10 protein-coding genes are annotated in these 13,522 nt (G+C 39.5%); all 10 read left to right on the top strand.

The features are described 5' to 3' along the window. Nucleotides 1–16: 16 nt before the first annotated feature. The 10 genes from tssH (at nt 17) to QL229_RS11760 (ending at nt 13,496) form a co-directional block, all read left to right on the top strand. On the top strand, nt 17–2,620 hold the full coding sequence (tssH, locus tag QL229_RS11805) for a type VI secretion system ATPase TssH (protein ID WP_281546921.1): 2,604 nt from the start codon (nt 17–19) through the stop codon (nt 2,618–2,620). 224 nt (nt 2,621–2,844) lie between these two features. After that, the gene (locus QL229_RS11800) at nt 2,845–3,324 is read left to right on the top strand and encodes a type VI secretion system tube protein Hcp (protein ID WP_105181734.1); all 480 of its coding nucleotides are present in this window, start codon (nt 2,845–2,847) and stop codon (nt 3,322–3,324) included. Between the two features lie 71 nt (nt 3,325–3,395). Beyond that, nucleotides 3,396–5,249 (top strand): type VI secretion system tip protein TssI/VgrG, encoded by a 1,854-nt coding sequence (gene tssI / locus QL229_RS11795; protein WP_138557104.1) that lies wholly within the window; start codon nt 3,396–3,398, stop codon nt 5,247–5,249. A 1-nt stretch (nt 5,250) separates the two neighbouring features. Continuing rightward, nucleotides 5,251–5,607: a hypothetical protein gene (locus QL229_RS11790; RefSeq protein WP_138557105.1), complete on the top strand. Its 357-nt coding sequence runs from the start codon at nt 5,251–5,253 to the stop codon at nt 5,605–5,607. Nucleotides 5,608–5,627: 20 nt separating this feature from the next. Beyond that, nucleotides 5,628–5,918 carry a PAAR domain-containing protein gene (locus QL229_RS11785; RefSeq protein ID WP_138557106.1) on the top strand — a complete coding sequence of 97 codons (291 nt, stop codon included), beginning with the start codon at nt 5,628–5,630 and terminating at the stop codon, nt 5,916–5,918. Between the two features lies 1 nt (nt 5,919). Further along, nucleotides 5,920–6,909, top strand: coding sequence for a hypothetical protein (locus QL229_RS11780; protein ID WP_138557107.1), 990 nt, complete (start codon nt 5,920–5,922; stop codon nt 6,907–6,909). Nucleotides 6,910–6,911: 2 nt separating this feature from the next. After that, a complete protein-coding gene (locus QL229_RS11775) occupies nt 6,912–7,754 on the top strand; it encodes a hypothetical protein (RefSeq protein WP_138557108.1) in 843 nt (280 codons plus the stop codon). Next, on the top strand, nt 7,754–12,376 hold the full coding sequence (locus QL229_RS11770; protein WP_138557109.1) for an RHS repeat-associated core domain-containing protein: 4,623 nt from the start codon (nt 7,754–7,756) through the stop codon (nt 12,374–12,376). The genes QL229_RS11775 and QL229_RS11770 overlap by 1 nt, the downstream gene beginning before the upstream one ends. 5 nt (nt 12,377–12,381) lie before the next feature. Continuing rightward, nucleotides 12,382–12,882 carry a hypothetical protein gene (locus QL229_RS11765; protein ID WP_138557110.1) on the top strand — a complete coding sequence of 167 codons (501 nt, stop codon included), beginning with the start codon at nt 12,382–12,384 and terminating at the stop codon, nt 12,880–12,882. Nucleotides 12,883–13,169: 287 nt separating this feature from the next. Then, on the top strand, nt 13,170–13,496 hold the full coding sequence (locus tag QL229_RS11760; protein WP_138557111.1) for a hypothetical protein: 327 nt from the start codon (nt 13,170–13,172) through the stop codon (nt 13,494–13,496). Nucleotides 13,497–13,522 lie beyond the last annotated feature (26 nt).

Genomic DNA, 13,522 nt, shown 5'->3' with positions numbered 1-13,522 from the left:
AATACAAGGAAATATTATGTCTACAATGACGCTAAATACACTCGTAGAAAAACTAAGCCCAGAGTGCAAAAAGAGTCTTGAACAGGCTGTTGCAATTTGTAATAGCCGAAGCCACTTTACTGTTGAATTAGAGCATTGGTTACTAGCGATGCTTGAGCAACAACTTGATGACTTTAGAGTTATTTTGAGCGCTTACGATATTGATAGAGACTCGTTAAAAAATGATTTAAATAAGTCTTTAGAAATGCACAAAACGGGTTGTAACTCATCACCGAGCTTATCGATGCATGTTACCAGTTTGCTCAAGCAAACGTGGCTTAGTACGAGCATTGATTTTACAGATACACAAATTCGTAGTGCTTACTTAATTTACACGCTGGTAAAAGATGACACCTTAGCAAGTTTAGTGAGTCGTTGTAGTAAAGAGTTTAATAAGGTAGAAGCAGGGCAATTATTGCATGCTTGGCCTGAAATGGTCGCTAAGTCACAGGAGCAAAGCCCTGTGGCAAAGAGCCAAGCTGAAAAATCGGTATCTAAAAGTTCTAAAACGCCTAGTTTAGATCAATTTACAGTTGATTTAACAGCCCAAGCAAAAGCAGGAAAAATAGATCCAATTTTGGGGCGTGATTTTGAAATTAGACAAATGGTCGATATTCTTACTCGACGTAGACAAAACAACCCAATTCTAACTGGTGAGGCAGGAGTTGGTAAAACCGCTGTTGTTGAAGGATTAGCGCTAAGAATTGCTCAAGGCAGTGTTCCTGATGTTTTAAAAAATGTAAAAATTCACACCCTAGATCTCGCTTTATTACAGGCCGGCGCCGGTATGAAAGGTGAATTCGAAAATAGGCTAAAGTCTTTAATATCGGAAATTAAAAACACCCCAACTCCGGTTATTTTATTTATCGATGAAGCACACACAATGATCGGTAGTGGTGGTCAAGCCGGTCAAAATGATGCTGCAAACCTATTAAAACCGGCGCTAGCGCGCGGCGAACTCAGAACAATTGCAGCCACTACATGGGCTGAATATAAGAAGTTCTTTGAAAAAGACGCTGCACTCGCTCGTCGATTCCAAGTCGTTAAAGTGGAAGAGCCTACACCAGAAAAAGCAATTGCGATGTTACGTGGTTTAGTGCCTGTTATGGAAAAACATCATAATGTGTTCATTTCCGAGCAAGCACTAGAAAGCGCAGTACATTTATCACACCGCTACATCACCGGCAGACAACTTCCTGATAAAGCGGTGGGTTTACTTGATACAGCCTGCGCTCGCGTTGCAATGAGCCAAGCATCAACTCCTAATTCTATCGAAACTCTTGAAAATGAACGCTCAGAAATAGAGTCGCAAATCAATATGTTAACTCGTGAGCAACGCACAGGGTTAAATCACAGTGAGGTGCTTGAGAGTTTAACAAATAAGTGCCAGCAAATTACAGAGCAGCTTTCACCATTGAAGTCGCAATTCGAAAATGAAATGTCACTTATTAAAGATGTAAAAGAAGTCATCTCAGGCCTGAATGATGAAACAGAACAGCCAAGTGCAGAAATTGAAAAGCTTCAACAATGCAAAGAAAGCTTGGCCAAATATGATTCTAACATGGTGCATTGGCAGGTTGATGATGAGTTAATTGCGCAAGTTATTTCTGACTGGACTGGTATCCCTGTTGGCAAGATGCATGAAGATGATGTGAAGAGTGTTCTTAATTTAGCAAGCACAATGAAAGAGCGTGTTGTTGGCCAAGATCATGCGTTGGAGTTAATTGCAAAAGTTGTACAGACATCTAAAGCGCAATTAGCTGACGAAAGCCGCCCGAATGGAATTTTTATGCTAGCGGGTCCTAGTGGTGTTGGTAAAACGGAGACGGCACTTGCATTAGCGAATGAAGTGTATGGCAGTGAAGAAAACATCACAATCATCAACATGTCAGAATACAAAGAAGAGCATAAAGTATCGTTACTACTTGGATCACCTCCTGGTTATGTAGGCTATGGCGAGGGTGGCGTATTAACAGAGGCGATCAGACGTAAGCCATACAGTGTTATTTTGCTAGATGAAATTGAAAAAGCGCACCCAGGCGTACATGACATCTTTTACCAAGTGTTTGACAAAGGCACAATAAAAGATGGAGAAGGTAGAGATATCGACTTCAAAAACACGATTATCATCATGACCTCGAATGTGGGTACTGATACAACAATGAGCTTATTTGAAGACGAAGAAACAGCGCCAAGCGTTCAGGGTCTGCAAAAGGCTATTCAAAGTGATTTACTGGAAGTATTTAAAGCTGCATTCCTTGGTCGCATTAATGTGATTCCTTATTTGCCACTTAATAAAGAAACTCTTGCGGAAATTGCAAAACTTCAATTAAGTAAAATAAAAGATAGAGTTAACAAAAATTACAAATCTGATTTTTTATATTCAGATTTTGTTGTAGATTATATAGTTAACAATTGTAATGACTCTGGTTCGGGTGCAAGGAATATTCATGCATTATTGCAAAATAATGTCCTGCCGTTATTATCTGAATCTTTACTTGAAAGCCTTGTTACTGGTAGTGAAATCAATAGTATATTATTAGATTTAAATGATGATTCATTTGTTGTTAATATAAATTAATATATTTAAATTAGTTTCTTGTTTCTTTTTTGGAGTCGGATTATAATTTGTCCGTCTTCATTAGTTGATGGAACATTGAGACATTGTCTTCGTCTAGGGAAAGGATATTGAAGACCTTTTCGTTGCGCAGTTAGAGATAATGATTTCAAAGGAATTTTGGGAAACCAAAAGTAAATGATCCAATGTAATGGATGTTATTTATAAATTAAAAGGAGCATTATCAAATGCAATCAAATACATATTTAAAATACGGTTCAATTAAAGGCGAAACTACTGCTGAGTCTTTTAAAGATTTAATCACAGTTTTATCATTAGATTGGAACGTTAGTCGTGAAATTTCAGCACACACTGGTACAGCAATGGACCGTGAATCTAGCTCAACTCGCTTAGGTGATGTAACTATCACTAAACTTCAAGATAAAGCGTCTCCAGACCTTTTCAAAGAAGCGACAATTGGTAAAGGCCTACCGGCTGTTTTCCACATCACTAAGCAAGGTGATAAAGTTGAAGAAATCATGAAAATCGAACTTACAGATGCAATGATTTCTAGCTACTCTGTATCTGTTCAAAATGACCGTCCAGTTGAAACAATCACTATCAGCTACACAGAAATGATGATGACTGTTACTCCTACTGACGACAAAAATAACATCACTGCACCACTTGTTTATGGTTACAGCGGTGTTAAAGGCCAGCAAATGTAATTTTTTGCAGTACCTAATAGCTCTGAGTTTTACTCAGAGCTTTTTTGATCTTTAGGAATAGGAAGCATGGAATGCAAAAAGCAACACAAGATAACAATGTAATTCAGATTAACACCCCTGCAGGTAAAGATACGCTTTACTTAACTCGGCTGGTGGTGCAAGAGTCTATGTCTGATTTGTTTGTGATGTCAGTAAATATGTTCACTATAGGCACACAAATAGCGCATGAAGATCTGGTGGGAAAACCTGTTTCTATTAAAGTAAAAAATGCCGATAGCGCAGGTGAGCGTTATTTTCATGGCATAGTAAGCCAATTAGTATCTAATGGTAGCCGCACTGCTGATATTGATGAACAAAAAAATTATATAGATTACCACGCCACTATTGTGCCTTTCGCAGCATCAATGCGAAACCGCAAAAACAGTCGGATCTTTCAAAAGAAAACAATAAAAGATATTTTTGCCGATTTGTTTGGTCAACATAGTGTCGCTTTTAAGGATAATACAACTAAAACGTATCCAAAGTACGAGTATTGTGTTCAGTACCAAGAGTCAGATTTTGACTTTATTCAACGCTTATTTCAGCAAGAAGGTATTTTTTATTTTTTCGAGCATAGTAACAGTGCACATACCCTAGTGCTCGCAGATGATATAACGGCCTACGAAGAGTGCGCAGAAGCAAAAGTTGTGTTTACGTCAGGTCATCTCAGTGAGTCACACATTAATAAATGGCAAGGTGGTTTAAGTATTGCGCCTGGCAGCTACAAGCGTATTGGCTATGATTTTAAACAACCACCAAGATACCCTGATGGCGATCACAAAAAAGCAGATTTACCGACTCAGTCAGTCGCTGAAATTTTCGAATACACAGCCGAAGCCGAAACCCATCCAAGAGCTGCAGGTTTAGCAGCCGTACAGCTAGAATCACTACAGCGTAATATGAAGTTAAGTAGCGGTAGAAGTGATTGTCGCTCTTTCTCTGTGGGTAAATTATTTAGCTTTAAAAAGCATGAAGACCCGCGCCTAGAAGGTAAAACGTTTGCTATCACCTCGTTATTAACCTCTATTACGGTGCCAAATCAGTCAGGATCTCAGCAATCTGGTGCACAAGAAGTATTTACCAACCACTTTGAATGTGTGCCAAAAGATGTGCCATATCGTGCAGCGCACAGCATGCGAAAGCCTGTTATTCATGGTGTGCAAACAGCCATAGTGACGGGCGACAGCGCAGATGAAATTATGGTTGACCAATACGGGCGTGTGAAAGTGCAGTTTGATTGGGACCGAGAAGGTAAAAAAGACTCGCAAAGTTCATGCTGGATCAGGGTTGCGCAAAATTGGGCAGGTAAAAAATGGGGCGCATTTTTCTTTCCTCGTGTAGGGCAAGAGGTGTTAGTTGACTTTATTAATGGCGATCCTGATCAGCCAATCATTAGCGGTGCAGTATACAACGCTGATTTAATGCCTCCTTATGCATTGCCTGCAGATAAAACACAAAGCGGTATCAAAACACGCTCAACAAAAGAGGGTGGAGCAGATAATTTTAATGAACTTCGTTTTGAAGATAAAAAAGGCAGTGAACTTGTTTACATGCAAGCTGAAAAAGATAAGCAGCTGTATGTAAAAAATGATCAAAAAGAAAAAATTGATAATGATCGTTTCCTCGAAGTTGGCAACAACGATGATGCAAAAGTAAAAGTGAATCGCACCGTTGATATTGGTGAAAATGACACGCTGAAAGTGGGTAAATCACTTAATATTGAAGCTGGAAAAGAAATTGTTATTAAGACCGGTTCGGCAAAAATTACTATGAGTAGTAGCGGTAATATTTCTATAGAAGGCACAAATATCAATATTAAAGGCAGTAACGTGAAGGTTGATGGAAGTGCAATAACCCTTTCTGCTGGCATGATAAAGTTGAACTAGCATGGAATTACAAAATACGTTTCAATCAGGTTTCGTTCATGGTGCAGCAAGCAATGGCTTTACCGTTTATTGCCGTTATGGCTTACCTCATTTGGTATGTCTTTGTGTCAACCGCCACGATGATCCGTTTTTGAACTTGCCAATAGATTATTTTAAGGGCCTAGATGGTTATTTTGCTGAGCAATTTTTTATAAACCTTCACCCTGTACTCAATAGTAGCAATGTGTTGTCGCATATTTACCAATACGCTACACAAACAAGCTCAATAATAAATGATCTTTCGTACGACGAAATAGCGCAGGAGTTAGCAAAACTCGTGTGCACAAATAAGTTACAAGTTATTCCTTTAAACGAATAGCCAAAAACAAGGAAGGCATTATGGGAAAACCCGCTTCAACGTTAGGGCATATGCATGTTTGTCCAAAAGTAACAGGTACAGTTCCTCATGTTGGAGGGCCAATTGTAGTGGGTTCGGCTAATGTGTTGATTGGCAATATGCCTGCAGCAAGACAAGGTGACATGCTTGTTTGTATAGGCCCGCCAGATAGTATTAATAGCGGTTCGGGTACAGTCAAAATAAACGGAAAACCCGCTGCTCGAATGGGAGACAGTACTTCTCATGGCGGTAAAATTGTTTTAGGTAACCCAACAGTTTTAATTGGTGGATAAGGTGTTATCACTCATTTTAAATGAGCATAAAGCAGCTCTTTCAAATTTAAATGTGATGCAGCAAAGTGCGTTTTATAGCATTGGGTTTATCGACCAAGTTCGTCAGCAATTAGCTTTAAAAGTACAAGCATATCAGGGTGCTAGCAATGTACAGTTTGAAATGGTGCAACGCATTATTGAAGAAATTGAGACGTTAAAGCAGCAAGAAACGTTATTAGATGACATTGCTGAAGCGTGCTTGGTTGCGCTGCTATTAATGTCGAACTCTCAAAAGCAGAGGTTATTGGGGTTATTAAACCGACATGAGTTTACGCTTTTAAAAAATAAGCTTTTGGAGAAAAGCTTAACAATAAGTGGGTCCGCCAATAGCGACTTTTTGAATTGGGCAAATGTGTACGGTAATTCAGATACAAAGGCGATTATTTATAAAGCAATAAAACGTGCTGTAAAACAACTCCCAGATATGCCTGAAATGCAAGAAACAGTAAACGCATTTGAAAAGGCTGCGATGATTAATTCACCGTTAATGTCTGTGTACCTATTATTGCTAGACCCACAAAGGATGAATTTTGTTTGCAACTATGTGAGCCAGCAGTTTACTCGAGAGCAAGCTATTGCGGTGCTATTGCAAACTGGGGCAACAAAATATGTCCCCATGGCTGTTGCACTGTTGACCGAAGTGAGGTCGGCCAAGAATCTTGTTGCTGGTATTAAACGCTGCTTAGGTAGTCAGCTCGATGAATTAGTTGCATTTGATACTCAAGTTCAGGCTGGCGATTGTAAGCAAGCCGCTGTTGATTTTCAGCGCCAATTTGCATTGAGTTGGCCAGAGCAAAAGATCAACTTTAATGATCAAACTCTGGTTTATGGCTTTGCGATGAATAGGCCTGTCAGTGTAGCAAGCCTGCAAGGTGTTGATTTTTTTAGTTGGCAGGTGATTACAATTTTAAATGCGCTTAAATATGACTGTCAAAATAGTCAAGCGAGTTAGCATTGAGTGCATTTAAAATTTCAATACAGCAGTTTGATACACCTTATGAAGTAGCCCCAGAAGTATTAGTACTAGAGGGGAGCTCAGGTCATGAGCAAGTGCAAAACTGGCATTCATTTGATGCCTTTATTTATGACTGTATTGTAAAAGCAAAGTCAGTATTGAAAGAGTCAGACGTGCAGCAACCGTTAATTTGGTTATTACCGGCACTGCCTTTTCAAACTGATCATAAAACACTATTTATAAATAGCCTTCAGCAGCGTTACGGCATTGCTGTCGAACAGATGATTTTTGAAGGCGCAAACGGTATGCACAGTGCGATTGCAATAGCTAAAGAGCAAAATTTTAGTGCTTTTGATGTGGTAGCAATTGATGGTGTGTTTAAAGCCTCAAAGCATAACGGCTTTGAATATTTAGGTATAGCGGCTTGTAAGGCATGTGTTGAATTTACTCAGGTAGGCTGGGCGTTGCAATCTACGAGCATGTGTTCTTCTGTGGATATAGCAAAACATCAGCCTATACATGCAGAGCTTGAACGTATTTTATCGCTAAATGAACAAAAAATAGATTTAGTATTTGCCCCAGGTAATGGCCTAGAAAGTGATGATTGGGTAAGTTATTTACCTGTTTTAAGTAAAAAAATTAATGAACAAACGATGTTCCAACTTCCTAATTATAAATTAGGCAAAATGGGAGCAATAGAAGGGGTTGTAAACCTCGCAAGCCTGACAAATAGCTCACTTTATGCTGAGCGTTTTGGGCAGGCGTTAATAATTTCGCAAGAGTACAACAAGTACCAAGCCGTCGCGTCATACTTATGGATAAGTAAGGAAATGTGCAACTAATGGATAGTAAAGCAGTTGTGTTACAGGGAACACGTTATCCCATCTGCCTCGTGTTAGCTAAACAGCCAGCCCCCAGTGGATTTATTGCTGTCGCAACGAATACGCCGGATAGTGCCTACAAATTTGTAGCAGAGGTTGGCGCGGTATTAAGTGGCGATGCTGCTAAACGATTAGATCTTATTCAATTGTTAAATGTTGCTGGTATTAATTGTCCAAGGCAAGCAACAGCGCGTGAAACTGCATCGGCTTTGATAAAAGCCTTAACCTCAGGTGCTATTACTTGCTTCCAGCAGCAAGTAAAAAGCACCATTCAAGTCAGTGATAATACTCGCTCATCACAGAGTAGCAGCTCATCATCTTCGGCTGTGCCAAGTAATGGTAATGCCAAAAAAGCAACACAAGCTCCTGCTAGCAATAAGGGCAGTGCCAGTAACACAACCGCAAGTGAAACGCCTATAACAGAACAAGAATGCCGTTCAGACCCGGTTTCGATGCTAACAGGCGAAGAAATTCTTCCTTTAACTGACTTCTCATTAGCCGCAAATAGGCCTTTAACGTGGCGTCGGTTGTATCGTTCGTCTCACTGTAATCAAAAAACAATACTGGGAAATGGCTGGCGACACGATTATTTAGTGCAATTAACCGAGCATTACCTACCACCGCCGAAAGTGGGCCCAAAGAAAAAGGGCACCTACTGGCTTGAGTATCACGACGAACATGGTGCGACTCATAAGTTTGAAAAAGTGAAGCCGGGGCAATCGAGTTATCAGTTAAGTAGTAACTTGGTGCTTCATTATAAAGAAAATGGCAAGCAAGTATTAGTAACACCAGATGATAAACACTTGACGTTTATGCCGGGTGGATCAGCATGGTTGCTCGAAAAAATCATCAATGAAAAAGGTCAAAGCACCCGTTTTTATTATGATTCGATGGAGCGTTTACACCGTATTGAAGTAAACAAAGTTCGCGGTTGTGTACTGAAATATAATAAGCACGGTTTGCTCAAAACGGTGCACGCTTATCGTACTAATGAACAAGGAAAATTAGTTCTTTTAGATCAGCCGTTAGCCAGTTATGAGTATGATGAACAGTCAAACTTAGTGGTGGCAACAAACCAATTTGCTGAACAAGAGCGTTATGAGTATAACGCTGCAAATTTACTAATAAAGCGAACTAGAGCAAGCGGTTTTAGTCATCACTTTGAGTGGGACTCATATGGTTATGATGCCAAATGTATTAAACAGTGGGGTGATGACAATACCTATTGCTATCAGTTCGAGTATCAAGGCAATAAAACAACCAGTATAGATTCACGCGGCAACCAAGAGCACTTTGTTCACAATGAGCAAGGTAAGCTGATTGAGCACACTGATGCCAATGGTAATATCACACGCTATGATTACAATTCGCTTGGACAAAAAGTAGCGCAAACTGATGCTCTAGGCTATCAAACGCTTTATACCTATACTGAATACGGCCAACTTGAATCAGTCACCCAAGCTGATGGTAACCGCACTCAATTTGGCTATAACCAACTTGGTCAACAAGTCGTTGTTATTTTGCCAAATGGCGAGAAGATTAAACGCCAATACAGTGCCTCAGGGTTATTACAAAGTGAAACCCAAGCAGATGGGCGAATAGCACTTTACAGTTACGACAAACAAGGTAATTTGACCCAGCATGTCACGCCAAATGGTCATGTATTAAAATACACATGGAATGAACAAGGTGAGCTACTTGCAAAGCAGCATAATGATGAGCTCATTCGTTACAGCTACGATAACCTCGGTCGTGTTAACGCAACCATTAACCAAGCCGGTCTGCTTACTCAATATAAATATAATGAGCAAGGGCAACTAGTTGAAACAACCGCGTTTGAGCAAAGTAACCCTGATAACAAACAACAGCAGCTTTTTACTTATGATGATGCTGGTCGATTAGTTAGTTCGCAAAACGGTAATGGTGATACCACAGAGCAGCATTTTGAGGGACTAAGCCAGCCCCACTGCGTGATCCAGCCAGATGGCAGTGCACTGCATTTAACGTATGATAAAGAGCGAAATTTAACCGCAATCGAGCGTAGTGACGGCCATATTTATCGTATCAATTACGATGCAAATGAAAACCCAACACAAATCACGGGTTTTGATGGTACTGAGCAGCAATTTAAGTACGACGCATGTAATCGTTTAGTGGCTGTCACGCAAAGCGACAAACGCCATGTAAATATTAAGCGTGATAAGCTAGGCCGCGTTATTTCGCAGCACGCAAGTCTAGCCACAAATAAACACATAGTTAATAACGCTAACCATTACAGTTATACGCCAGAGGGTAAAATAGCGCGTGCTCATAATGAGCAATCAACGATTAAACAGTCGTTTGATAAAGGCGGACGGCTACTCAGTGTTGAGCAAATCCACAACCAGTCTCAAACTCATAAACTTGCATACAGCTACGATGACTATGGCAGACGACAGTCTCTTACCTTGCCAGACTCAACAACCCTTTATTATAACTACAATATTTTTGGCCAGTTAAGTGCTATAAAGGTAAAGCGAGCGGATGGTGAGTTAGCAAAACTCGTTGAGCTTGGCTACGACAGCCAAAATAATATCAAAACTCAGGGTTTCGGTAATCAGGTTACCCTTAATCAGGCGTTTGATGTTTTTGGGCGTTTAACGCAGCAGCAACTATCACATCCAGAGCGCACATTATTTGATAGCTGTGATTATCAATATGATGCGGTTAATCAACTCATTGCGCGTGAAGAACAAGGCATTAGCTGCCAAAATACACAGTTTGAATACAATAGCCTTGGCCAATTAGTTCAGCAAAATCTAGCTGGTGCAAATTCGGGTACACAAGCGCCAGAAAAAGCCAAGCAATTTCAGTGGGACAGCTTTGGTAACCCGATTAGCCAAACTCAAGTGCAGCATGATGAAGCAGTCAATAAACAAGAAGCTAATGATGCTGTTACACATAGCCAAGTCGATGCTGACAGGTTAACCCATTTTGGCGATAGCGATTTTGAATACGATGACTGTGGTAACCAAGTACGCGAAACGGGCAAAGGTATAAAAACGCACCGTGAATACAATGCGTTCAACCAATTAAGCAGCTTTAACAACAACGGCACGCTAACACATTACGACTACGACCCACTGGGTCGTCGCATTGCTAAGCAGACTGAGCATGGCAAGATTGATTATATTTGGGATAACGACCAGCTAATAGGTGAATACCAGCACGGCGAGTATACCTGGTACATCAACTTACCCAATCAATTTCACCCGGTCGCACTGATTAAACAAGGTGAGCTGTACTACTATCACCTAGACCAACTAAATACCCCACGTTTTGTTACAAACAACAATGCAGAAGTTGTATGGCAAAACCACGCCGATGTGTACGGCTATGAAGAACCAAAAGCCGATACTGACTTTAATAAAGAAAACAGCTTCACTCAGCCAATACGTTTTCAAGGACAATATTTTGATGATGAAAGCGGCCTACACTACAACCGCTACCGCTATTACAGCCCCAAACAACAACGCTTTATAAACCAAGACCCGATAGGCTTAGTAGGCGGCATAAACCACTACCAATATGCGCCGAATCCGGTTAATTGGGTAGATCCGTTTGGGTTGTTATGTAAAGAAGGACAGGCAAAAGTAAAAGCAGCACTTGATGCTAATTCAGCTATTTCACCTGAACTAAAAGTAAAAATCATTAAACTATCCCAACTCCCAGAAGATGCATCTCCTTATACAGCAGATGAAATGGTTAACCATATTAACCTTGGTACTGCTGAAAAGTTAGTTCAAGAGGAAAAAGTCGATTCAAATCCAGAACCAAAATCTCTCGAAGAGTGCTTGGAAAGGTTAGATATTGCTCGTAAGAATATTATTAAAGATGGCTACAAAGCAAAATATACTGACGCTGAGTTAGTGAAAAAATCAAAAGATGGTTCTGTTGGGAAGTCACGATTCCTAGTAAGTTTTCAACCAGTGAATAATAATGCTGATGCAAAATTAGCCTTCCAAAAACCAAATGGTTTAGTCGCAATGTGGGCAACTAGTTTTGATATGCTTGAGAATGCTGACAGCGACCCACAGATAATTGCAGATTTATTGGCAACCGGTTGTGACCCATCTAAGGAGTATGTGCTTCATATAGTTGATCGCGGTGAAGATTTGAATAGTTTTGGTGAAAATACCTTTGTGCCCACGTGGAGTGAATTAGAAAAACCAGCGAGGAAACATCTTGAACCAAAACACCATGATGCTTTAGGTAGTGTTCTAAATTCTGATTATCAAAAGCAGTATGCTGCTCATATGAGAGAATATTGGGAAAATGGTTTAAATGAGTTTAATCCGAAGGATCAAGATGAGTTTATAGAATCTCTAGATGATAAGGTGAAAGAAGATAAATTTGCAGCACGGCATGCCCTTAGGACAGAGTTTGGCGCGAATAGTGAATTTACTGGTGATGGGATGACGCAGTGCAGACATGCCGGAAACGACCATGGTGTGGTAGAAACATTAACATTGGAAAATGACCCCCCTACAATTGCAGAAATGAAAAATGTAACGACAATCCATTTAACACCTATTAAAGGATAAATACAGTGAAGGATATAATAAAGTCTCCTTTAGGGCTAATTGATCATAAAAATTTGCAGAGTGATGAAGTAGTACTTTTGGCTCTTAATTATGAGATGTTTCAAGATGAAAGAAACTTACTTATTAAAAAAGGGGATTATTTAATCGTGTCCTCTAACTTCTATTCTAAAATGAAAAAAATAAGAAGATATACGCAGTCTGAATACCCGTTAACTGCATTGCCTTGGATAATTGATAAAATAGAAAATGGCTTTTTTAAAAAGAAAAGTGAAGGGGGGTTTTCAAACTTTGAGCGAAGCATATCGGCTGAGTTTGATGGAGAGACGATTGGTATTAATGCAATGATTCATTGTTGTGCTGAAAACCTACCTGGGTTGAATATTTGGAACGGAAATAGGAAAAGCTATATTTCTAACATAGCACCTCAAAGGTGGGATATACCTAATTACATGTTAAAAGGTGGATTGTTAGAAGAGATGAAAAAAATAGCTGCTAAATATTCCTGAACTTTTTTACTAATTATTGATTGCATTTTGGTATTTTTGTATTGAGTAAGTTAATTGGAATCAAAAAGTGTGTGGAATATTATAGAGAAAGCTGAAAAGTATTTTAATTTATTTTTATTGTCTTTGTGTTTTGTAAATAATATGTAAAGTCGCATATTTAAAATTTATTTTAATTCGCTTATTTTTGAGAGGGGAGTTATTGGCTTGTTTTTTTGGCTTGCCGTGAGGTGATGAAAGGCATGTGGCTAAAATAGTGATAAAATTCACTATTTTAAGAGTGTTAACTTATGCAGGGGAATGATTTGTTTTTTAATGATGAACAAAAGTGTAAAGTTGAACTTTATGCGCTCATATATGTTGCCGTATTTCTTATACCTTTCCCTATTTCGTTATACGCTGCTGAGTTAGCCAAAAGTGCCGGTATATTACTTTGGCTAATCGCTTCTGTAGTGTATATGGTTGCTTATCTAAGGGTGGTGTCAGAATTACCTAAAAAGGATAGGGTTCTAGTTACTTGGAATCAATCTACTTATCTGCCACAAGTCATTTTCAAGGTTGCTCCAGTGTTAATATTTATGCTTGTTTGGTTAATTTTCAGCGCAGTTTGGTATTAGCATATGGAATGCAATTGGGTTAAAAA

The organism is Pseudoalteromonas sp. PAR1 (assembly GCF_947311895.1).
Classification (GTDB): Bacteria; Pseudomonadota; Gammaproteobacteria; order Enterobacterales; family Alteromonadaceae; genus Pseudoalteromonas; species Pseudoalteromonas lipolytica_C.
Note: the sequence above shows the minus strand (reverse complement) of the source record. Positions and strands in the feature narration are given on the sequence as shown.

Bases quoted from the DNA above. Each gene is read 5' to 3' on its own strand.
- QL229_RS11785 (WP_138557106.1), top strand. From the start codon at position 5,628: ATGGGAAAACCCGCTTCAACGTTAGGGCATATGCATGTTTGTCCAAAA.
- QL229_RS11800 (WP_105181734.1), top strand. From the start codon at position 2,845: ATGCAATCAAATACATATTTAAAATACGGTTCAATTAAAGGCGAAACT.
- tssH (WP_281546921.1), top strand. From the start codon at position 17: ATGTCTACAATGACGCTAAATACACTCGTAGAAAAACTAAGCCCAGAG.
- QL229_RS11790 (WP_138557105.1), top strand. From the start codon at position 5,251: ATGGAATTACAAAATACGTTTCAATCAGGTTTCGTTCATGGTGCAGCA.
- QL229_RS11770 (WP_138557109.1), top strand. From the start codon at position 7,754: ATGGATAGTAAAGCAGTTGTGTTACAGGGAACACGTTATCCCATCTGC.
- QL229_RS11760 (WP_138557111.1), top strand. From the start codon at position 13,170: ATGCAGGGGAATGATTTGTTTTTTAATGATGAACAAAAGTGTAAAGTT.
- tssI (WP_138557104.1), top strand. From the start codon at position 3,396: ATGCAAAAAGCAACACAAGATAACAATGTAATTCAGATTAACACCCCT.